The organism is Streptomyces sp. NPDC017225, assembly GCF_044331465.1.
In the GTDB taxonomy this organism is placed as follows: domain Bacteria; phylum Actinomycetota; class Actinomycetes; order Streptomycetales; family Streptomycetaceae; genus Streptomyces.
In genome coordinates, this window is sequence record NZ_JBIRNE010000005.1 from 167,324 (window position 1) to 189,256 (window position 21,933).

Genomic DNA, 21,933 nt, shown 5'->3' on the forward strand with positions numbered 1-21,933 from the left:
AGGAAGACGGGTATGTGCCCGCCCGCCGCCGGGACCCCCTCCCGAGCCCCGGTCCCTCCTGGAGCGTTGATCGCTCGCGAAGCCCCGGTCCCGGCCCCGGCCCTGTTCCCGGCCCCGTTTCCGCTCGCGGTCCCCGTCCTGCTCCCGGTCCCCGTCCTGCTCCCGGTCCCCGTCCTGCTCCCGGTCCCCGTCCTGCTCCCGGTCCCCGTCCTGCTCCCGGTCCCCGGCCCGCTCCCCGTCCCGTCCCCGGATGCCTCCGATGCGTGGGCCTCGCTCATCGCGCCTCCAGTCCGACCGTACGCAGGGCGCGGCGGGCGCGCAGGTAGCCGACGGGGCCGTAGAGCATGCCCCGGCGTTGCAGCCGGGACAGGCGCCGCGGCCAGGGATGGGTGCGCGAGTCGTGCCCGCCCGGCACGCCCACCGCCGGTCCCGTGCCGTCGGTGGCACCGCCGTCTGCGGCGGTGGCGCGTACGGCGGTGGCGCGTACGGCGGTCAGCCCGCGCGCGTGCGCCAGTCCGCCCGGCAGCCGGACGAGGAAGGCCGGCAGCAGCGCCGGCCGGTTCACCAGGATCGCCGTGAGGTAGGCGGTGAGGCCCGCGCCGTAGCCGTACGCCTGGGTCTCCAGGTCCCGCCAGGTCTCCCGGTGGTGGTGCCAGACCAGCGCGTGCGGGGTGTAGCGCAGCCGCTGTCCCTGGGCGAGGACGCGGACGAACCCGTAGAGGTCGTCGCCGCCCCGCGCGGGCGTACCCGCACCCGTCGCCGGGTCGAAGCCGCCGGCCGCCCGCAGCACCGACGTACGGAAGGCCATGTTGGCGCCCGAGCCGAACCGGCCCGCGGTGAACGGGAACAGCGGCTCGTCGGCGGGCGGTTCCGCCGGGTCGTACGTCCGCGGGGTGAAGCCCTTCGCGAAGCCGCCGTGGCTCTCCAGCAATACCTGGGCCGGGGTGCGCAGCCGCGCGGGCAGGATCAGTCCCGTGGCGCAGCCCAGGCGCGGATCGGCGGCGAAGGGCGCGGTCAGCTCGGTGAGCCAGCGCGGGTCGGCGACCACGTCGTCGTCGGTGAAGGCGATCACCTCGCCCCGTACGGCCGCGAGCCCCCGGTTGTGCGCGATCGCGAGTCCGGGGACCGGTTCGCACACGTACCGCACCCGCTCGCCGTACTTCCGCTCGACCAGCTCCCGGGTCTCGCCGGTGACGGGCGCGTTGTCGACGACGACGATCTCGAAGTCCGGGTGGTCCTGCGCGAGCAGCGAGTCCAGCGCGCGGGCGAGCTGGTCCGCCCGTTCCCGGGTGGCGACCACGACACTGGCGGACGGCGGCCGGGGCAAGGGCTCGCGCGGCTCCCCACCCGGCAGCTTCCGGGCGAGCCCGGCCAGCACCTCGGTGGGATCCGCGCCTTCGGGCACCTGCCCGAGCACGGTGCCGATGGGCAGCCCCGCTCGCCTGACCAGGACGAACACCGTCCCGGACGTCACCGGCGCGCTGCCCGGCCCCGGTCTCAGCTCCGCACCCCGCGCCCTTCCCGGACCTCCGGCGTCCTGCGTATCTCCGGCCTCCTGGGCGTCTCCGGCCTCGCGAGCGTCTCCGGCCTCGCGAGCATCTCCGGCCTTCCGTGTCAGCTCGGCCTTCCGTGCCCGCCGGGCCTCCCGTGCCCCCTCGGCCTGCTCCGGCCCCTCGGTCTCCTGCGCCCCCTCGGCGGCGAGGTCCAGCTCGGCGACCTGCACCGGGCCGATGCTCAGGAACCCCTCTATCTCCCGCCGTGTCTCCTGCCGCGCACGCCACACGCCGGCCATACGCCCACCCCCTCGTGGTTGCCCTCGGTCATCACCGGCGAAGCCGGGCCGCGCCCCTCAACGTCCGTACCGCCAGCGACGCCAGCCGGGGCCGGTCGCGCACGAAACCGTGTGCGCGGCGGGCCGGTTCGCGGCCGAGCCAGTGCAGCGCGGCGCCCGCGCCCACACGCGTCGCCGCCCCCTCGTACACGGGCAGTTCGCCCGTCTTCAGCGCGTCCTTGTACTCCGCCGGGCCCCGCCCCATGTCGAGCATCCCGATGCCGACGGCGGCGGCGGCCTCGGCCATCCGCAGATGCAGCACCAGCCCCGGCGAGTACTTGGCGAACTCCGGGTCGTACGCCGGGAACCAGCAGGCCAGGACCGTCGCGGAGCGCAGTCCGAAGTGGGCGGCGACCGGCCGGCCGTCCGCGTAGAGCACGGAGAGGGTGCCGGTGCACTCGGGCGCCCGGGTCTCGGCCAGCCGTGCCACGAGCCGGCTGATCCACTCCTGCGCGAACCGGTCGCGGCGCCCCGTCCTGCGGTACTGCGCCGACTTCCACTCCATGAGCGTGCGCAGCGCGGCCGGATCACGCTCGTCGAACACGAAGCGCACGTCACCGACCTGGCGGCCGAGCCTGCGCTCCTTGGCGAGGGTGGTCTTCAGGAACTTCGGCGACCGGTCGCGCAGCTCGTTCTCGTACGCCTCGTACCCCTTCTCCACGTCGATGACGTAGGTGGTGTGCTCCTCGGCGGCGTGCGGTACGAACAGTGTCTGCTCCGCCTCCAGGTTGTCGAAGGCGAAGCTCGACAGGGAGCAGGCCCGCAGCAGCCGGCGGGTGTCCGGGGCGAGGTCCTGGCGCAGCACCGCGCCCTGGCAGTCCGACACCCCGAGCCCGATCGCCCGGCCCTGGCCCAGCGGACCGTGCTCGTGCGGCAGGAACCCGGCCGCCTCCCCGCCGTCGTACACCACCGCGACCCGTGCCCGCGGCCGTACCCGGCCCACGACGTCGGTGAACTCCGGTTCCATGAACGGATTGCGTGGTGCCGTCGATTTGGCGCGCAGCTCGCGCCAGTGCTCCCGTTCCCCCTCGCCCAGCTCCTCCGGCCTGAGCACACGCACACGTCCGCTGTTCAACCCGACCCCCCGATCAAGTCCCCCGTGAACAACAGGAAGGTACCTCCGGGGCCGCCCGGCCGGTAGGTAGCGGACCATGTTGTTGCCAACCGGTGCACAGGCCTTTAACCGGCTTTAGCCGATGATGTGCCAGGTTTCGGACACGCTCGTGCGTAGTCGGGCCGTACTCGTACGCACTTGTGCCGTCCTCGCGCGTCCTCGTTCGGAAGCGGTCGGGGGTGAGTCGGACAGGTGCGGTGTCCGTATTCTCTGATCATGGACCGCACCGCGTACTCACTCGTCGCCACCGACCTCGACGGCACGTTGCTCCGTGGCGACGACACCGTCTCCGACCGGTCGCTGGCCGCGCTGGCGCGGGTGGGTGAGGCCGGTGCGCGGCACCTCGTGGTGACGGGGCGGCCGGCGCCCCGGGTACGGCCCCTGCTCGACCGCCTGGGCTGCACGGGACTCGCGGTGTGCGGCCAGGGAGCGCAGGTCTACGACGCCGGTACGCACCGGATGCTGTGGTCGGTCACCCTGGACCGGGAACTGGCCGAGACCGCGCTCGGCAAGATCGAGGCCGAGGTGGGGCAGGTGTACGCCGCGGTCGACCAGGACGGTGTCGACGGCCTCACGCTCATCGAGCCGGGGTACCTGATGCCCCACCCGACGCTGCCCGCGGTACGGGTCGAGCGGCGTGACGAGCTGTGGAGCACACCGATCAGCAAGGTGCTGCTGCGCCACCCCGAACTGTCCGACGACGAGTTGGCGTCGACGGCGCGCGCGGTGGTCGGTTCCCTCGCGACGGTCACGATGTCCGGGCCGGGGACGGTGGAGCTCCAGCCGTGCGGCATCACCAAGGCGACCGGACTGGCGCTGGCCGCCGAGCGCCTGGGACTGAGCCGACGGCGGACGATCGCCTTCGGGGACATGCCCAACGACATTCCCATGTTCGACTGGGCGGCGCACGGCGTCGCCATGGCCGGCGCCCATCCCGAACTCAAGGCGGTGGCCGACGAGGTCACCACGACGAACGAGGACGACGGCGTGGCCGTCGTCCTCGAGCGGATCTTCGGAACCTCTTAGTACGGCTCAGCCGGCCCGGGCCGGCCGGTGAGGCTCATCCGGCACGGACCAGTCGGTGCGTACGAGCCGGTGCCTGCCGGCCGTGCAGCTCAGTACGCGCTGAAGACGTTGTCCATCGAGCCGTACCGGTCGGCCGCGTAGTTGCAGGCGGCGGTGATGTTGGCGACCGGGTCGTACGGGTCCCAGGAGGTGCCGGGCACGTGGTACGCCTGGAAGGTCGGGGCGATCACCTGGAGCAGACCCTTGGACGGGGTGCCGTTGATGGCGTTGATGTCCCAGTTGTTGATGGCGAGCGGGTTGCCGGACGACTCCCGCATGATGTTGCGGTGGATGCCCTCGTACGTCCCGGGGATGCCGTGCTGCGCCATGATGTCGAGCGACTCACGGATCCAGCCGTCGAGGTTGTCCGGGTACGTCGTCGCCGCGGGGGCGGCGGTCGCGGCGGCCGGAGCGGTGGCCGGGGCGGCGGCCGGGGCGGCGGCGGAGGCGCTGGTCGCGCCGATGAGCGGCAGGGCGAGCACGGCGGCGCCGGTGCCGGCGACGGCGAGCTTGCGGGCGAGGCGGGTGGTGCGGGCGTGACGGTTCTGACCGTTGGCAGACATGCTTGAGTCCCTCTCCTTACGCCTGCGAGGTGAGCTGTCGGGTTCGGGCGGGGAGGTGCCCGGCCGGGCCCTGACGGGCACGGCTTCACCCCGAGCCGCTCCGGTGGTGACCGGGTGCGGCGACTTACCTGGGTCCCCCGCTCCTGCCTGCGAGTTTGTTGGCGGATGACTGTGTGTCCGGGCGGTGGCAGGATTCGGCGTCCGCCCGACAGGCCGGGAACGTATGCGAGAGCACATGTCCGAAACAAGTGCAGGAATCACCCAACGCGCCTGTTGACCTTGGTCTGGGGTGTTTGTGACGCTTGATCCTTTGCGGTCGCCAAGCCTCAACTGGCTTGCGGCGCAAAGGGAGGGCGCGGTCGGCGGCGGGGTTGCCTGCGGGCGGGATGGAGTGAGCCAACTCACGGGCTTCGGCAAGAGCGGCAAATCGGGCATTGGGGCCAACTGGGAGTCAATCGACCGTGGGTGGGGATGGCGTCGGGTGTCGGCCGATGGTCGGGCGGGCTGCCGGTGTGCGTGGCCCGTGTCCGGGCCGCGTCCGGGGCTGGGGGACCATGCCCGCGTCCGGGGCCGTGCCCGCGTCCGGGCCGTGTTCCGGCCTGCGTCCGTCCCGGTTTTCGGTGTCGCGCCCCTCCCGCACCCTGCCCTGTGTCCGTCCCGCGCCCGTCCCGCCTCCGGCCCCGCGTCCGGCTCTGCGGCCCACCTGGCGTCCGCCCCCCCCGGCCGGTGTTTCCGCGCGCTGTGCGGGCATCTGTTCGGGGTGGGGGTGGAGTGGGGCGAGTGGGTGACGTATTCGGAGTGCGGCCCGTTGGGAGGGATGGTGTGATCTTCGGTGGCGGGTTCTGGCTCTGGCGATGTCGATCAAAATCTGCTCATATCACCTGATCAAAAACATACCGTGCATGATCCGATACAGACCGGCCTGTAGCGGTGGGCGCTAACGGTGATCGAAAGGTGACCGGATACGCTGACTTGAGTGGTGGCAGCGACCTATCGACAAACCAGGTAATCGCCAGTAGACACCAGCAGACAGGAGACCCCTCGTGACCGTCGTCGGGCCGTTCGGGCTGAGCGTGCGGGACCAGGCTCTGGAAGCCGATGTCCAGACCGGATTGGTCGCTGTCGAGGAAGGGTTGCTTGAGGCAACCAAAAGCGAGGTCCCGTTCATCACGGAGGCCGCCCAGCATCTGGTGCGGGCCGGTGGCAAACGGTTCCGGCCACTCCTGGTGATGCTCTCGGCCCAGTTCGGCGACCCCTACGCCCCCGGGATCGTGCCCTCGGCCGTAGTCGTGGAGCTGACCCACCTCGCCACCCTCTACCACGACGACGTGATGGACGAGGCCGCCGTGCGGCGTGGCGTGGCCAGCGCCAACACCCGCTGGGGCAACTCGGTCGCGGTCCTCACCGGCGACTTCCTGTTCGCCCGCGCCTCCCAGATCCTCGCCGACCTCGGGCCCGAGGCGGTCCGCGTGCAGGCCCTGGCGTTCGAGCGGCTGGTCACCGGTCAGATCCTGGAGACGGCGGGACCGCAGGACGGGCGGGACCCGGTCGACCACTACCTGGACGTGCTGGGCGGCAAGACGGGATCGCTGGTGGCGGTCGCCTGCCGGTTCGGCGCGATGATGTCCGGCGCCGACGAGACGGTCGTGGACGTGCTGACCCAGTACGGCGAGCGGCTCGGCGTCGCCTTCCAGCTCGCGGACGACGTCCTGGACATCGCCTCCGACTCCCACGAGTCGGGGAAGACCCCCGGGACCGACCTGCGCGAGGGCATCCCGACCCTCCCGGTGCTGCGGCTGCGCGAGCGGGCGGCCCGGCTCGGACTCGCCGAGGACATCGCCCTGTGCGAGCTGCTGGACACCGACCTGAGCGACGACGCGCGGCACGCGGAGGCGCTGCGGCTGCTGCGCGACCACCCCGCGCTGGAGCAGGCGCGGCGGGACACCGTCCGGTACGCCAAGGAGGCCCGGGCGGCGCTTGCTCCGCTCAGGGAGTGTGAGGCGAAGGCCGCGCTGGTGGAGCTGTGCGACGCCGTGGTGCACAGGGCCGGCTGAGCGGCCCGGACGCGTACCTCGCCCCCTACGGGCCGGGGGAGTCGCGCCCCCGCCGTGTCATCCCGTAGGAGTAGGCGGAGTTGAGCCCGCGGTCTGACGATTCCACTTGGCGGATTTGGTCAGATGGACACCACGGAAAACACCAATCCTCACCGATTCGGGTGAGAATGGCGGCTCACGGGTGAACGAGTGCGAGGTCGCGAGACAGCCGCCGCCGACGACGGAGGTAGGGCACACATGGCACCGATCGATTCCGACGACAACACGACCGCGGGGACGGACGAGGACCGGCCGGCAGGACGGCGCAGGGCCGCGCGGTACGTCGTCCCGGTCGCGGTGATGGGGGTGGCGGCCGCGACGATCGGCCTCGTCCCGGCGCTCGCCGACTCCGGGGACCCCGACCTTCCGAAGGTCACGGCGGAACAACTCATCGAGAAGATCGCCAAGTCGGACGTGCAGCAGCTGTCCGGCACGGTCAAGATCACCACGGATCTGGGCCTGCCGAACCTCGGCGGCCTGGAGAGCGGCCTGATGTCGGGCATGTCCGGCGGTCCGGGTTCGGGCGGGGACGAGGACGGTTCCGCCGCCGATCCGTCGGCCAAGCTCACCGAACTGGTCTCCGGCACCCACACGCTCCGGGTCGCCGCCGACGGCCCCGACCGGCAGAAGCTGTCGTTGCTGGAGAACGCCGCCGAATACAGCCTGATCCACGACGGCAAGGACGTCTGGGGCTACGACAGCGAGTCCAACGAGGTCTACCACTCCACCGTGCCCGGCAGCGCCGAGCAGCCGGAGACGGAGGTGCCGGCCACCCCGAAGGACTTCGCCGACCAGGCCCTGAAGGCGGTCGACGACACCACGTCCGTGACCGTCGACGGCACCGCGCAGGTGGCCGGCCGGGACGCCTACCGACTGGTGATCAAGCCCAAGCAGTCCGGTTCGACCGTCGGCGCCGTCACCGTCGCGGTGGACGCCAAGACCGGCATGCCGCTGAAGTTCACGCTGACCCCGCAGAGCGGCGGCGCCGCCGTCGTGGACGCGGGCTTCACCAAGGTCAGCTTCGCGAAGCCGGACGCGTCGACGTTCGACTTCACCCCGCCGAAGGGTGCGAAGGTCACCGAGGGCGACGAGGTGGCCAAGGAGCCGGAGCACGGGCGGAAGGCCGAGGGCGATCTCGCCAAGGAGCTGGACGGCCTGAGGGAGAAGGACGGCCCGAGCGGGACGGACGGCCTGGAGGTCATCGGCGAGGGCTGGAACTCGATCGCCACCTTCGACACCGGCGGTCAGGGCGGCCTGCCCACGGCCTCCGCGGGCGGGGACCTCGGCGGCTTCCTCGGCTCCTTCGGCGACCAGGTCGAGGGCGACTTCGGCTCCGGCACCGTGTTCAAGACCCGCCTGGTCAACGCCCTGATCACGGACGACGGCAAGGTCTACGCCGGTGCGGTCACCAAGGACGCGCTGGTGAAGGCGGCCGACGCGGCCCAGTAGGCGGGTTCTCGTCCCGTACGACGATGAGGAGAGGGAGCCGATGGCCGAGCCGTCCGCCACGGAAACGGGAGGCGCGGGCCGGGAGGGTCGGGACCGGGAGAGCCCGGACCGGGAGAGCCTGGGCCGGCTGGTCCCGGGCCGGGAGAGCGGCTCGGTCGACGCCGTCATCGCCACCCGCGCGCTCACCAAGCGCTACCGCGGCGGACAGCTCGCCGTCGACGGTCTGGACCTGACCGTCCCGGCGGGCAGCGTCTTCGGCTTCCTCGGCCCCAACGGCTCCGGCAAGACCACCACCATCCGCATGCTGATGGGCCTGATCGAACCCACCTCGGGCACCGCCCGGGTCCTGGGCAGGCCCATGCCGCGCGCGGCCCGCACCGTACTGCCCCGGGTCGGCGCCCTCATCGAGGGCCCGGCCCTGTACGGCTTCCTCTCCGGGCGGGACAACCTGCTGCGCTACGACGCCGCGGACCCGACCGCCGACCCACGCACCCGGCGCGAGCGCGTCGCGGCGGCACTGGACCGGGTGGGCCTCGCGGCCGCCGCCGGCAAGAAGGCGAAGGCGTACTCGCTCGGCATGAAGCAGCGCCTCGGGCTGGCCGCGGCGCTGCTCCAGCCGCGCGGCCTGCTGGTCCTGGACGAACCGACCAACGGGCTCGACCCCCAGGGCATGCGCGAGATCCGTGCGCTCGTGCGCGAACTGGCCTCCGACGGCACCACCGTCTTCCTCTCCTCCCACCTGCTGGACGAGATCGAGCAGGTCTGCACGCACGCCGCCGTGATGGCCCGAGGGCGGCTGATCACCCAGGGCGCGGTCGCCGACCTGGCGGCCGGGGCACGCGGCCGGCTCGTGGTGACCACACCGGACACGGGGGAGGCCGCGCGGGTGCTGAAGGAGCAGGGGGCCGGGGACGTGGTCGTCACCGAGGACCGGGTGACGGCGGAGCCACCCGACCGCGACCTCGCCGACCTGAACGCCGCTCTGGTGGCGGCCGGCGTCCGCGTCCGAGGCTTCGCGGTGGACCGGGCCTCCCTGGAGGACGCGTTCGTGGCGCTGACCGGGGAGGGCTTCGATGTCGCGGGCTGATGCGTCGAGTACGTCGAGTACGTCGAGTACGTCGGGGGCGTCGGGGGCGTCGGGGGTGAGTGTGCCGGGGACGGGTGCGTCGCGCGCTGAGGAGTCGTCGGCCGAGGTAGCGGAAGCGGTGCGCGCCTCGAGCCCGCTGTGGTCCCTCGGACTGTTCCACAGCGAACTGCTGATCACCTTCCGGCGCTGGCGCACCCTCGCCCTGCTGGGCGTGCTGGCCGCCGTACCGGTCCTGGTGGGAATCGCCGTGAAGATCGAGACGAGCGACGGTGCGTCGTTCGGTGGCGGTGGCGGTGGCGGAGGAGGCGGCGCGGGGCCGGCGTTCATCTCGCAGATCAGTAACAACGGCCTGTTCCTGGTCTTCACCGCACTCGCCGCGACCCTCCCGTTCTTCCTGCCGATGGCCGTCGGCGTCGTCGCGGGCGACGCCATCGCGGGCGAGGCGAGCGCGGGCACGCTCCGCTATCTCCTGGTCGCCCCGGCCGGCCGCACCCGGCTGCTGCTCGCCAAGTACGCCACCGTGATCGCCTTCTGCCTCGCCGCCACCCTGGTGGTCGCGGTCTCGGCGCTCGCGGTCGGAGCGCTGTTGTTCCCGGTCGGTGACCTGACCACCATCTCCGGCACCCGGATCTCCTTCGCCGAGGGGCTGGGGCGCGCCCTGCTGATCGCCCTGGCCGTGGCCGCCTCACTCGTCGGCGTCGCGGCTCTCGGCCTGTTCGTCTCCACTCTGGCGGGCAGCGGCATCGCCGCGATGGCGACCACGGTCGGGCTGCTGATCACCGTCCAGATCCTCGACCAGATCCCGCAGCTCGACGCGCTCCAGCCGTACTTCTTCTCGCACTACTGGCTGTCCTTCGCCGACCTGATGCGCGAACCGGTCTACTGGGACGACCTGACGAAGAACCTAGGCCTCCAGGTCCTGTACGCCGCGGTGTTCGGCTCGGCGGCCTGGGCGCGGTTCACGGCCAAGGACATCACCTCGTAGGCGCGGGGTCCGCCTGCTCGTACGGGAAGCGGGCGAGCGGCGCCTCCTGTGCGAAGAAGGTCTTGGCGCGAGCCAGCGCCTCGGTGTCCTTCAGGACGTCCCCGGGCCTGCTGCCGTTGCCGAGCAGCACCCCGCCGAAGCGCATCCCCATGTAGGCCGCCGAGTTGTTCAGGCTGCCGATCAGCGGGTCGGCGACCTCCCGCTCCCGGTGCGCGAGCGCGGTGACGCCCCACAGGGTGCGGCCGGCCAGGGTCGCCTTGAAGTCGAGGCCGGGGGTGCGCAGCCAGCCGGACCAGTGGTCGAGGTAGCGCTTGACCGGCGCGGACAGCGAGTACCAGTACAGCGGCGAGGCGATCACGAGGTCCGTGGCGTCGAGGGTGGCGTCGAGCAGGAGGCCCGCGTTGCCCTCCGTGGGGCGTGTGTGGTCGCTGTCGTGCCGCAGGTCCCCGAACTCGGGCAGCGGATGCTCGGCGAGGTCGATCCACCGCTGCTCGACGTGCGAGGGCAGTTGCTCGGCGGCGCGGCGGGCGAGCAGCTCGGTGTTGCCGTCGGGACGGCTGCTGCCCAGCAGGAAGAGGAAACGGCGGGTCATGAGGTCTCCCGGAGTCGTCGGCGTGGCACGAATACTCAGCACGTGCATTCTATGCACGTGCATGTAAATCCTCATAGGGGTTTCCCGGCACGCCCGCCCGAGGAGCGGACGGAGAGCCGGCCCCCGAGGCGGGCTTTTGCCCGGTTCCGTCCGGGCGCGAGGAGGCGGGGAGGCGACGGGCAACGCGCCGCACGGGTCCGCCGATGGGTGCGTGACCTCCTGGAACGAGCCTGTGACACCCCGGTGACGTGAGAATCGCGAGCGAGCGGAGAGACTCGACAGCAGGTGTACAACAGGCATGACAGGCTCTGGACGGCTGGAAACCGAATCCGCCGACGGAAGCCGCCGATGAGTGGGGGAACGATGTCTCGACTCGGCCGCGACAAGCAGCGGGACCGCGAGGGCGCCGAGCGCTCGCCCGCCCCTGCGGCGACGCCGATCGACGTCCGTGTGCCGGACGCCGGTTCCGGCGGGCGCAGCGCTTCGGTCGATGGTTCGCTGATCGTCGCGGCCCCCGGCGAGGAGATCCAGAACGCCGTCCTGAACCGCCTTCACCGCCTCGCCCTCGCCGCCGGCCACCCCGTCATCGCCACGATCCACGACGAGCGCGTCGGGTACTCCGTCCCGCTCCGGGTCGACCCGGACGGCTCCAGCCACCTCGCCGCGGAACCGGTGCCGACGCCCTCCGAGGAGCCGGCCGTACGACGGGACCAGCCCACGCACGTCCTGCGGCCGGTGGAGCCGGCGCCGGGCGGCGCGCCGGCGGTCCCTCTGCCGACGGCGCCCGAGTCGCAGCGGGTGCCGGCCGGCGAGTCCGTACCGACGTTCACGCTGCGGGCGCTGCCCGAACCGGCCGCGGGCGCGGCGGTGCCCGGTACGGTGGCGCCGCCGACGGGAGAGTTCGGACCGCCGCCCCGGATGGACGGTGCTCCCGCGACCGGTGCCTCTGAAGGCGCGGGACCGCGGCCCACGCCCGGCGGGGTCACCGAATCCCGGGCCGCGGCGGTGGCGGACCTCGGTCTCGGCCTCGGCCTCGACCACGGCGGCGACTCCGGTGCCAAGCCCACCCCCACCCCGGCCCGCGGCTTCGACGCGGTGGCCGAGGCCGTGCTCGGGGACGAACCGCTCACCGCACCCGGCGACGCCACCGCCCCCTCGCTCCTCGCGGAGCCCACGGCCCGGATCAACGAGGCCGTCAAGGAGGGGCGTACGGCGGTCGCGTCGCAGCTCGCCGAACAGACCGTGACGGAAGCCTCGCGATCGCTGGGGCCGGAGCACCCGGAGGTGCTCCGGATCCGCGAACTCACCGCTTACATCGCGTACTTGTCGGGTGAGCCGGAACGAGCCTTCCGTCTCTCCCTGGACCTGGCCCGGATACACCGTCTCGCGGGCGACGCGGAGGCCTCGTACGGCAACGTGCAGAGCGCGGCCACCGCCTGGCGCGCCGTACGCGACCCCGCGCGGGGTCTGGAGCTGGGGCACGAGCTGGTCGGTCTCTGGGACGAACTCGCCGCCGAGGAGGGCCCGGCCGCGGAGGAGGCCGAGGAGCTGGAGTCGGCCCGCACCCGCATGGGCCGCCTCGGCGACCGCGTCCGCGCCCAGGCGGGCTGACCGGCCACTTCCACCGACCGGGCCGCTCCGCCGACCGGGCCGCTCCGTCGGCCGGGGCACTTCTCCGTGCGGAGGGGGACGTCGCGCCCTACCGCGACAGTTCCCACATCGCGTACGCGATGGCGTCGCTGTTGCGGTTCAGGGCCGTGTCGTTGATGTTGGCGGTCGTGTCGCAGGACGAGTGGTAGCAGCGGTCGAACGGCTGGCCCGCTGTGCCGCCCCACTTGGCCGCCTGTGCGGACGTCTTCCGGTAGTCGGCGCCGCTGAAGAGGCCGCCGACGGGGACGCCCGCGTTCTTGAAGGGCGCGTGGTCGGAGCGGCCGTCGCCCTCGGTCTCGATCTCCGTGGAGATGCCGAGGCCGGTGTAGTAGTCCTGGAAGGTCCGCTCGATCGTGGGATCGTCGTCGTAGACGAAGTAGCCGGGGTTCGGCGAGCCGATCATGTCGAAGTTCAGGTAGCCACTGATCTTGGCGCGGTTCGCGGAGCCGAGACTGTTGACGTAGTAGCGGGACCCGACGAGTCCCAGCTCCTCCGCACCCCACCAGGCGAAACGCAGGTGCTTGGCGGGCTGGTGGCCGGACCGGGCCACGGCGAGCGCGGTCTCCAGGACGGCCGCCGAGCCGGATCCGTTGTCGTTGATGCCGGGGCCGGAGGAGACGCTGTCCAGATGTGACCCGGCCATGACAACCTGATTGGCGTCGCCGCCGGGCCAGTCGGCTATCAGGTTGTAGCCGGTACGCCCGGAGGCGGTGAACCGCTGGACCGTGGTGGTGAAACCGGCCGCGTCCAGCTCCGCCTTCACGTAGTTGAGCGAGGCCTGGTAGCCGGGGCGGCCGTGGGCGCGGTTGCCGCCGTTCGCCGTGGCGATGGACTGCAGCCGCGTCAGGTGGGCCTTGACGTTGGCTATCGGTATGTCGGGCGCGGCGGCGACGGCCGCGGGCCCGGAGGCGTACGTGGCCGCGGGCTCGGAGGCGTGCCCGGGCGCGGGGTGCCCGGAAGCGGGTGCCGCGCCTGCCACGGATCCGCCGGTCATCAGCGTGGCGACCGCGACGGCACCGGCCGTCAGCGCACGCCCGGAAAGGGGGAGCTTCATGTGGGGGGCTCCGGATTCCTAGGGAGTCCCTGGGGAAGGGGCTCCGCAGCGAATGGGTGCCTGGATGGTGTGGCCGGGACTGACCCCGCGTCAAGGCCGCTATTCGGCCACGGTGTTACGCATATCGGAAACCTTTGGTCCTGGTCCCGGTCCCGGTCCTGGCCCCGGCCCTGGCTCCGGTCCCGGTCCCGGGTTCGGGACAGGTCCTGGCCCGTGCCCCGGCCCCGCCCCCGTCGACCGGGAGACCTCCCTCTCGCGCCGTCCCTCAGTCGAGTGCACGTCGCTGGGGACCCGGTTCTTGCCCGTCCTGGCCTCCGGTACGCGCTGGAACAGCAGTCGCCGCCCCCGCCCGGTGCGGCTCTCCTTCCGGCATGCCGGAGGCCACGACCCCCGCCTCCCGCACGGCGCCCCCCTTGTCGGGCGGTACGCCGCCGCCCGTCCGGTCCAACTGGGCCCTGAGCGTCCGGGCGGTCCGGTGGGCGGTGCGCAGGGCGTCCCAGGTGAGCAGCGTGAGTGCCAGCCAGACCAGGGCGAAACCGGCCCAGCGCTCGGGCGGCATGGCCTCGCCGAAGTAGAAGACGCCGAGCAGGAACTGGAAGACCGGCGCCAGGTACTGCAACAGCCCCAGCGTGGACAGCGGCACGCGGATCGCCGCCGCGCCGAAGCAGACCAGGGGGATCGCGGTGACCACGCCGGTCGCGGCGAGCAGGGCCGCGTGGCCCGCGCCCTCGGTGGTGAACGTGGATTCGCCCCGCGCACCGAGCCACAGCAGATAGCCGAGCGCGGGCAGGAACTGGATCGCCGTCTCGGCGGTCAGCGACTCGACACCACCGAGGTTGACCTTCTTCTTCACCAGGCCGTACGTGGCGAAGGAGAAGGCGAGGCAGAGGGAGATCCACGGCGGTTGGCCGTAGCCGATGGTGAGGACGAGCACGGCCGCGAAGCCGGTCCCGACCGCCGCCCACTGCGCGGGGCGCAGCCGCTCCTTCAGCAGCAGCACGCCCATCGCGATCGTGACCAGCGGGTTGATGAAGTACCCGAGCGAGGCCTCGACGACATGGCCGCTGTTGACGGCCCAGATGTAGACGCCCCAGTTGACGGTGATGACCGCGGCGGCCACGGTGACCAGGGCGAGCCTGCGCGGCTGCCGCAGCAGGTCACCCGCCCAGGCCCAGCGCCGTACGAAGAGCAGGGCGACGGCGACGAAGGCCAGGGACCACACCATCCGGTGGGCGAGGATCTCGCCGGCTCCCGCGGGCTTGAGCAGCGGCCAGAACAGCGGGACGAGCCCCCACATCCCGTACGCCGCGAAGCCGTTCACCAGGCCTATTCGCTGCTCACTCCTCGACGACCCGGCCACGGGCACCTCCTTCTCGCGTACGGCATGCGGGGACGGATGCATGCCAGGACGAAGGTAGCGCCGCATCCGCCCGCCTGTCATGCCCGTATCGGCATACGGTCATGACAGGCATGGAGGTCGCGACAGGCGGGGTGGATGTGACGGACGGGGTGGATGTGGCGGGGATCAGTTCTCGAGCGCGGCGGCGACGGCCTCGGCGAGGGGCGTGGTCGGGCGGCCGGTCAGTCGGGACAGGTCACCGGTGGAGACGACCAGTTCGCCCTTCTCGATGGCGGCGTCCACGCCGGCGAGGACGGCGGCCAGCGGCCCGGGCAGCCCGGCTCCGGTGAGGATGCCGGTGTAGGCCTCGGTGGAGACGGGGTTGTAGACGATCTCCTTGCCGGTCTGCCGGCTCAGCTCGGCCGCGTACTCCGCGAAGCTCCAGGCCTCGTCGCCGCCCAGCTCGTACGACCTGTTCTCGTGCCCCTCGCCGGTCAGTACGGCGACGGCGGCGGCCGCGTAGTCGGCGCGGGAGGCGGAGGAGAGCCGGCCCTCGCCGGCCGCCTGGACGACGGCGCCGTGCTCCAGGGCCGGGGCGAGCTGCTCGGTGTAGTTCTCGTGGTACCAGCCGTTGCGCAGCAACACGTACGGCACGCCCGAGCCGACCAGCACCTTCTCGGTGGAGCGGTGGTCGTCGGCGAGCGCGGCCGTGAGGCTGCTGGGGGCGCTGGTGTAGGCGAGCAGGGCGACGCCGGCCTTCCTGGCCGCGTCGATCACCACTGTGTGCTGCTGGACGCGGCCCTTGTCGAACTCGTTCCCGGAGATCAGCAGCACCCGGTCACCGGCCGCGAACAGGTTGTCGAAGGTCTCGGGCGCGTTGTAGTCGGCGACCGCGAGCCGTACGCCGCGGGCGGCGAGGTCGGCGGCCTTGTCGCGGTCGCGGACGACCGCGGTGACCTGGCCGGCCGGCACCTTCTCCAGCAGTTGCCGTACGACGTGACGGCCGAGGTGTCCGGTTGCTCCGGTGACGACGATGCTCATGACTTCACTGCTCCTTGTGGGCGGGATGTACCACTAACCGTAAAGCTCGCGCTAACGGAAAGGAAGTGCACACTTTGGAGTTAGGTACTTACGCCCGCGTAAGTGCTTGAGAGGTCTCCCGGAGCCCGAGCCCGAGCCCGAGCCCCAGCCCGAGCCCCGGCCCGAGCCCGACGCAAGACAAGAAGGAGCCCGGGCGGATACGCCCGGGCTCTTCCAAGGTGCGAACCGCCGCCGGTCTCAGCCGACGACGGTCCAGGTGTCGCCGCCGGCCAGCAGTGCGGCGAGGTCGCCCTTGCCGTTCTGTTCGACGGCGGTGTCGAGCTGGTCGGTCATGAGGGTGTCGTAGACGGGCCGGTCGACGGAGCGCAGGACGCCGATGGGGGTGTGGTGCAGGGTGTCGGGGTCGGCGAGCCGGGAGAGGGCGAAGGCGGTGGTCGGGGACGCGGCGTGCGCGTCGTGCACCAGGATGTCGGCTTCGTTGTCCGCGGTGACGGCGACGACCTTGAGGTCGCCGGTGGCCGGGTCGCGTACGACGCCCTTCGCTCCGTCGGTGCCGAAGCGGATCGGCTGCCCGTGTTCGAGGCGGATGACGGCTTCCTCGGCCCGTTGCTTGTCCTTGAGGGCGTCGAAGGCGCCGTCGTTGAAGATGTTGCAGTTCTGGTAGATCTCGACCAGGGCGGTGCCCGGGTGGTCGGCGGCCTGGCGCAGGACCTCGGTGAGGTGCTTGCGGTCGGAGTCGACGGTCCGGGCGACGAAGGAGGCCTCCGCGCCGATGGCGAGGGAGACCGGGTTGAAGGGCGCGTCCAGTGATCCCATCGGAGTCGACTTGGTGATCTTGCCGACTTCGGAGGTGGGGGAGTACTGGCCCTTGGTCAGGCCGTAGATCCGGTTGTTGAAGAGAAGGATCTTGAGGTTGACGTTGCGGCGCAGGGCGTGGATGAGGTGGTTGCCGCCGATGGAGAGGGCGTCGCCGTCGCCGGTGACGACCCAGACGGACAGGTCGCGGCGGGAGGTGGCCAGACCGGTGGCGATGGCGGGGGCGCGGCCGTGGATGGAGTGCATCCCGTAGGTGTTCATGTAGTACGGGAAGCGGGAGGAGCAGCCGATGCCGGAGACGAAGACGATGTTCTCCCTGGCCAGGCCGAGCTGGGGCATGAAGCCCTGCACGGCGGCAAGGACGGCGTAGTCGCCGCAGCCGGGGCACCAGCGTACTTCCTGGTCGGACTTGAAGTCCTTCATGGACTGCTTGCCCTCGGCCCTGGGGACCAGCTTCAGTGCCTCAGCCATCGATGGCCTCCTTCAGGACCGTGGCGAGCTGTTCCGCCTTGAACGGCATGCCGTTGACCTGGTTGTACGACTGGGCGTCGATGAGGTACTTCGCCCGGATCAGGGTGGCGAGCTGGCCGAGGTTCATCTCGGGGATCACCACCTTGTCGTACCGCCTCAGCACCGTGCCGAGGTTGTGCGGGAACGGGTTGAGGTGGCGCAGGTGCGCCTGGGCGACGGCCTCGCCGGCACCGCGCAGCCGGCGCACGGCGGCCGTGATCGGCCCGTACGTCGATCCCCAGCCCAGGACCAGGGTCCGCGCGCCGTCCGGGTCGTCGACCTCGACGTCGGGGACGTCGATACCGTCGATCTTGGCCTGGCGGGTGCGGACCATGAGGTCGTGGTTGGCCGGGTCGTACGAGATGTTCCCGGTGCCGTCCTGCTTCTCGATACCGCCGATCCGGTGCTCCAGACCGGGGGTGCCCGGCACCGCCCAGGGGCGGGCGAGGGTGTGCGGGTCGCGCTTGTAGGGCCAGAACACCTCGGTGCCGTCGTCCAGGGTGTGGTTCGGTCCCTGCGCGAACCGCACCGCGAGATCCGGCAGCTCGTCGGTCTCCGGGATCCGCCAGGGTTCGCTGCCGTTGGCGAGGTAGCCGTCGGAGAGGAGGAAGACCGGGGTGCGGTAGGTCAGCGCGATCCGTGCCGCCTCCAGCGCCGCGTCGAAGCAGTCCGCCGGGGTGCGCGGCGCGACGACCGGGACCGGTGCCTCGCCGTTGCGCCCGTACATCGCCTGCAGCAGATCCGCCTGCTCCGTCTTGGTCGGCAGGCCGGTCGACGGCCCGCCGCGCTGGATGTCCACGACCAGCAGCGGCAGCTCCAGACTCACGGCCAGCCCGATCGTCTCGGACTTCAGCGCCACACCGGGGCCGGAGGTGGTGGTGACGGCGAGCGAACCGCCGAACGCCGCGCCCAGCGCCGCGCCGATCCCGGCGATCTCGTCCTCGGCCTGGAAGCTCCGCACACCGAAGTTCTTGTGCTTCGACAACTCGTGCAGGATGTCGGAGGCCGGGGTGATGGGGTAGGAACCGAGGAAGAGCGGCAGGTCGGCCTGGCGGGAGGCGGCGATCAGGCCGTAGGCCAGCGCCAGGTTCCCGGAGATGTTGCGGTAGGTGCCCGGCGGGAACGCCGTGGCCGCCGGAGCCACCTCGTAGGAGACCGCGAAGTCCTCCGTGGTCTCACCGAAGTTCCAGCCCGCCCGGTACGCCGCGATGTTCGCCGCGGCGATGTCGGGCTTCTTCGCGAACTTGGCGTTGAGAAACTTCTCCGTGCCCTCGGTGGGCCGGTGGTACATCCAGCTCAGCAGCCCGAGCGCGAACATGTTCTTGCTGCGCTCGGCCTCCTTACGGGTGAGGTCGAACTCCTTGAGTGCCTCGACGGTCAAGGTGGTCAACGGCACCGGATGCAGGTGGTAACCGTCGAGAGAACCGTCCTCCAGCGGCGAGGTGTCGTAGCCGACCTTCTGCATCGCGCGCTTGGTGAACTCGTCGGTGTTGACGATGATCTCCGCGCCGCGCGGCACGTCGTCGATGTTCGCCTTCAACGCGGCCGGGTTCATCGCGACCAGCACGTTCGGCGCGTCACCGGGGGTGAGGATGTCGTGGTCGGCGAAGTGCAACTGGAAAGACGAGACGCCCGGCAGGGTGCCGGCGGGTGCCCGGATCTCGGCCGGGAAGTTCGGCAGCGTCGACAGGTCATTGCCGAACGACGCGGTCTCCGAGGTGAAACGGTCGCCGGTAAGCTGCATCCCGTCGCCCGAGTCCCCCGCGAACCGGATGATCACCCGGTCCAGCCGGCGGACGTCCTTCGCCCCGCCCGGTTTACGCTGCTCTCCTACGACGGATCCGTCGGCCTGCTCCGCTGGGCTGCTGACCTGGCTGGTCACTGAACTGGACCTCCCTCGAGGCGGCTGTCAGGGAACTGGTCTCCCACCGACCGTCCCGGGATCAACCCTACGTCCGCATGGGTTGACTTCCGGTGGACATTCGCATGATGGACCCGACCCGGTGATGGCCCGCCGCACTGGCATTCCACGGTTATTCCGCCCCCCGGCACTCGTGTTGTTCGTGAATACGCACCCTGTTCGTGCTTCGTGCTTCGTGCTTCGTGCTCCGTGCGTCGTGCTCTGTGCTTCGGTCTCTCTTGCGTTCGGACGGAACAGCCGGACCGCCGGGCCCGACAGCCGTTGGCGAGGTGTGGGACCGCTGAGCTCAGGAATTGAGATACGTGAGTACGGCGAGCACCCGCCGGTGATCGCCGTCGCTCGGGGACAGCCCCAGCTTCATGAAGATGTTGCTGACGTGCTTCTCGACGGCCCCGTCGCTCACGACGAGCTGCCGGGCGATCGCCGAGTTCGTCCGGCCCTCGGCCATGAGCCCCAGAACCTCCCGCTCGCGGGGTGTCAGCCCCGCGAGGACGTCCTGCTTGCGGCTGCGCCCGAGCAACTGCGCGACCACCTCCGGGTCCAGGGCCGTACCGCCCTGGGCGACGCGAACCACCGCGTCCACGAACTCCCGCACCTCGGCCACCCGGTCCTTGAGCAGGTAGCCGACGCCGCGACTTGAGCCCGCCAGCAGCTCCGTGGCGTAGCGCTCCTCCACGTACTGGGACAGCACCAGTACGCCGAGGCCGGGGTGTGCCTTGCGCAGCTGCACCGAGGCGCGCACGCCCTCGTCGGTGTGCGTCGGCGGCATCCGTACGTCCGCCACCACGACGTCCGGCAGCTCTCCCTGCGCGTCCAGCTCGGTGATGGTCTTGATCAGTGCCACACCGTCACCGACACCGGCGACGACCTCGTGCCCGAGGTCGGTCAGCAACCGGGTCAACCCTTCCCTGAGCAGCACTGAATCCTCGGCGATGACCACTCGCACCCTGTCCTCCACGATCTTCGGCCCCCCACAGCCCGTCCACACGTCTCGGCCCGCGCGGCCCACGCCGCGTTCACGGAACGTCCGTGCGACAGGCCCAGCATTCCACCATCGAAGGCCGGATGGGCTCGTGCAGCGGGAAGACGACGGGAAGACCGGTGCGCCAGTCCGGGTCCGGCTGCTCAGTGGCTGGTTTCCGATCATGCCGCCGCACCGCACCGCACCGCACCGCGCCCAGGGAGGGTGGGGCGCGGCGCGGAGGCATCAGCGGGGGCTTTCGGCGGTGGCTTCGGTGACGGCCCTCAGTGGCGGCTTCGGGGGAGGCGGACCTCAGCGGTGGTCGACGCGGCGCCTCACCTGGTCACCGGCTCGCTGCGCCACGGCAGCTCCGCCGTCACCCGCGTCGGTCCGCCGGCCGGCGAGTCCACCACGAGTATCCCGTCCACCGCGTCGAGCCGCTCCGCCAGTCCCGCCAGTCCCGATCCGGCGGACACGTCCGCCCCTCCCACACCGTTGTCCACGACTTGGAGCATCAGCCGGTTCTCCACCCGCCAGACCTCCACGGCGGCCGAGGTCGCCCGCGCGTGCTTGCTGACGTTCTGCAGCAACTCCGACACCGTGAAGTACGCGATCCCCTCGATCGCCGACACCGGTCGCTCCGTCAGGTCGACCTCGACACGCACCGGCACGGCACAACGCGAGGCGATCGCCGACAGCGCCGCGTCCAGGCCACGATCGGTCAGGACGGCCGGGTGGATGCCCCGTGCCAGGTCCCGCAGTTCCTGGAGCGCCGTCTTCACCTCGCCGTGTGCCTCGTCCACCATCACCGCCGCCGCACGCGGGTCCTCCCTGAGCTTCTCCTTGGCAAGGCCCAGATCCATGGCCAGGTTGACCAGACGGGCCTGGGCTCCGTCGTGCAGGTCGCGCTCGATGCGCCGCAGGTCAGCTGCCGCCGTGTCCACCACGACCCCCCGGTCCGACTCCAGCTCCACCACTCGCGTAGCCAGCCGCGACGGTCCGAGAAGCCCGTGCACCATCAAGCGGTCCACCGTCGTCAGCGCCCGGACGATCCAGGGCGTCGCCAGCGTGAACAGCAGTCCGACCAGCGCGGTCACGGTGATCTCGAAGGGGTTGTCCAGGTAGATCCGGTGCGTCTGGTCCCCGTACAGCTGGAGCCCGTCCTGGCCGGCGTACATCGGGAAGACCCAGAACCACAGCGGGTACGTCAGCATCGCCCAGCCGAACGCCCAGACGCTCACAGCGACGACGAACGAGAACACCGACCAGGGGAACTGCAGCACCGCGTACAGCAGGCTCCGCCAGGAGGCGCCGCTCTTCAGCACGGCTCCTATCCAGCCCATCGCGCCACGCTTCTTCAGCCGCAGCGGCTCCGGGTCGGACACCTTGAGACCCAGCAGCACGCGAGCCCGTGCCCTTTCCACCGCGCCTAGGCCGCGGCACCCGGCGAGTGCGGCCGCCAGCACCGGGACGCCCAGGAACGTCACCAGCAGGCCCGCTCCGAGCGCCGTCATCGTGATGGCGTACGTGAAGAGCAGGATGCCCAGCGGCAGGCTCAGCAGCACGTAGCCGAACTCTCGCCAGCTGCGTGCCTCGAAAGGCGCCCGCAGCCCTGCCGGCAGCCGGTGGTGGCGCGCACCGGTGTCCCCGGGGAAGCCGGGCCCGCTCCCGAACCCGTAACTCTGTCCGTATTCCGTGGCCATCGGTGCCGTCCTTCTCCTCGTCGTACGGCTGTGCTCTCGTAACTCCACCCTCCTCGACCGCGCACCCACGGGCCATGGAGCTCGTCGGCGTCTCAGAAGGGGGGTTTTCCCCACCCCCGAGAGGCAGGGCTGGGGCGGGGGCGGGGCCGGAGTATGTCC

The 21,933-nt window shown here is 71.4% G+C and carries 17 protein-coding genes and 1 riboswitch; of the genes, 6 read left to right on the plus strand and 11 right to left on the minus strand.

What is annotated here, in order from left to right; all coding sequences use genetic code 11:
• Positions 1–274: 274 nt before the first annotated feature.
• Both ACH4NX_RS14195 and ACH4NX_RS14200 read right to left on the minus strand, forming a co-directional pair.
• Entirely contained in the window at positions 275–1,792 is a 1,518-nt protein-coding gene (locus ACH4NX_RS14195) for a glycosyltransferase (RefSeq protein ID WP_398127045.1), read from the minus strand.
• Between the two features lie 31 nt (positions 1,793–1,823).
• On the minus strand, positions 1,824–2,885 hold the full coding sequence (locus tag ACH4NX_RS14200) for a GNAT family N-acetyltransferase (protein WP_351390112.1): 1,062 nt from the start codon (positions 2,883–2,885) through the stop codon (positions 1,824–1,826).
• Between the two features lie 276 nt (positions 2,886–3,161).
• Between ACH4NX_RS14200 and ACH4NX_RS14205 the strand changes: the two genes are divergently transcribed.
• Positions 3,162–3,971, plus strand: a complete 810-nt coding sequence (locus ACH4NX_RS14205) for an HAD family hydrolase (RefSeq protein WP_351389741.1) — start codon at positions 3,162–3,164, stop codon at positions 3,969–3,971.
• Between the two features lie 89 nt (positions 3,972–4,060).
• On the opposite strand, the gene ACH4NX_RS14210 is transcribed toward ACH4NX_RS14205, so the two are convergent.
• Positions 4,061–4,573: a transglycosylase SLT domain-containing protein gene (locus ACH4NX_RS14210; protein ID WP_398127046.1), complete on the minus strand. Its 513-nt coding sequence runs from the start codon at positions 4,571–4,573 to the stop codon at positions 4,061–4,063.
• Between the two features lie 5 nt (positions 4,574–4,578).
• A riboswitch (cyclic di-AMP (ydaO/yuaA leader) is annotated at positions 4,579–4,747 on the minus strand.
• Between the two features lie 869 nt (positions 4,748–5,616).
• On the opposite strand from ACH4NX_RS14210, the gene ACH4NX_RS14215 reads away from it, so the two are divergent.
• From ACH4NX_RS14215 to ACH4NX_RS14230, 4 genes are all read left to right on the plus strand, one after another.
• Positions 5,617–6,627, plus strand: coding sequence for a polyprenyl synthetase family protein (locus ACH4NX_RS14215; RefSeq protein WP_351389735.1), 1,011 nt, complete (start codon positions 5,617–5,619; stop codon positions 6,625–6,627).
• A gap of 237 nt (positions 6,628–6,864) precedes the next feature.
• Positions 6,865–8,115 (plus strand): outer membrane lipoprotein carrier protein LolA, encoded by a 1,251-nt coding sequence (locus ACH4NX_RS14220; RefSeq protein WP_398127047.1) that lies wholly within the window; start codon positions 6,865–6,867, stop codon positions 8,113–8,115.
• 40 nt (positions 8,116–8,155) lie between these two features.
• Positions 8,156–9,202: an ABC transporter ATP-binding protein gene (locus ACH4NX_RS14225; protein WP_398127048.1), complete on the plus strand. Its 1,047-nt coding sequence runs from the start codon at positions 8,156–8,158 to the stop codon at positions 9,200–9,202.
• Positions 9,189–10,187, plus strand: a complete 999-nt coding sequence (locus ACH4NX_RS14230) for an ABC transporter permease (protein ID WP_351389728.1) — start codon at positions 9,189–9,191, stop codon at positions 10,185–10,187. Before ACH4NX_RS14225 ends, ACH4NX_RS14230 begins: the two co-directional genes overlap by 14 nt.
• On the opposite strand, the gene ACH4NX_RS14235 is transcribed toward ACH4NX_RS14230, so the two are convergent.
• Positions 10,177–10,779 (minus strand): NAD(P)H-dependent oxidoreductase, encoded by a 603-nt coding sequence (locus ACH4NX_RS14235; RefSeq protein ID WP_351389725.1) that lies wholly within the window; start codon positions 10,777–10,779, stop codon positions 10,177–10,179. The genes ACH4NX_RS14230 and ACH4NX_RS14235 overlap by 11 nt on opposite strands.
• A gap of 363 nt (positions 10,780–11,142) precedes the next feature.
• On the opposite strand from ACH4NX_RS14235, the gene ACH4NX_RS14240 reads away from it, so the two are divergent.
• Positions 11,143–12,390 carry a tetratricopeptide repeat protein gene (locus tag ACH4NX_RS14240; protein ID WP_351389722.1) on the plus strand — a complete coding sequence of 416 codons (1,248 nt, stop codon included), beginning with the start codon at positions 11,143–11,145 and terminating at the stop codon, positions 12,388–12,390.
• Between the two features lie 88 nt (positions 12,391–12,478).
• On the opposite strand, the gene ACH4NX_RS14245 is transcribed toward ACH4NX_RS14240, so the two are convergent.
• The 7 genes from ACH4NX_RS14245 to ACH4NX_RS14275 all read right to left on the minus strand — a co-directional run bounded on the left by ACH4NX_RS14245 (position 12,479) and on the right by ACH4NX_RS14275 (position 21,774).
• Complete coding sequence (locus ACH4NX_RS14245; protein WP_398127049.1) at positions 12,479–13,483, minus strand: M28 family metallopeptidase; 1,005 nt, start codon at positions 13,481–13,483, stop codon at positions 12,479–12,481.
• Positions 13,484–13,748: 265 nt separating this feature from the next.
• The gene (rarD, locus tag ACH4NX_RS14250; protein ID WP_398127172.1) at positions 13,749–14,843 is read right to left on the minus strand and encodes an EamA family transporter RarD; all 1,095 of its coding nucleotides are present in this window, start codon (positions 14,841–14,843) and stop codon (positions 13,749–13,751) included.
• A 165-nt stretch (positions 14,844–15,008) separates the two neighbouring features.
• Positions 15,009–15,863: an SDR family oxidoreductase gene (locus ACH4NX_RS14255; protein ID WP_398127050.1), complete on the minus strand. Its 855-nt coding sequence runs from the start codon at positions 15,861–15,863 to the stop codon at positions 15,009–15,011.
• Positions 15,864–16,100: 237 nt separating this feature from the next.
• Positions 16,101–17,150, minus strand: coding sequence for a 2-oxoacid:ferredoxin oxidoreductase subunit beta (locus tag ACH4NX_RS14260; RefSeq protein WP_398127051.1), 1,050 nt, complete (start codon positions 17,148–17,150; stop codon positions 16,101–16,103).
• The gene (locus tag ACH4NX_RS14265; RefSeq protein WP_398127052.1) at positions 17,143–19,071 is read right to left on the minus strand and encodes a 2-oxoacid:acceptor oxidoreductase subunit alpha; all 1,929 of its coding nucleotides are present in this window, start codon (positions 19,069–19,071) and stop codon (positions 17,143–17,145) included. The genes ACH4NX_RS14260 and ACH4NX_RS14265 overlap by 8 nt, the downstream gene beginning before the upstream one ends.
• Positions 19,072–19,396: 325 nt before the next feature.
• Positions 19,397–20,056 (minus strand): response regulator transcription factor, encoded by a 660-nt coding sequence (locus ACH4NX_RS14270; RefSeq protein WP_351389706.1) that lies wholly within the window; start codon positions 20,054–20,056, stop codon positions 19,397–19,399.
• Positions 20,057–20,406: 350 nt separating this feature from the next.
• Positions 20,407–21,774, minus strand: a complete 1,368-nt coding sequence (locus tag ACH4NX_RS14275; RefSeq protein ID WP_351389704.1) for a sensor domain-containing protein — start codon at positions 21,772–21,774, stop codon at positions 20,407–20,409.
• Between the last annotated feature and the right edge of the window lie 159 nt (positions 21,775–21,933).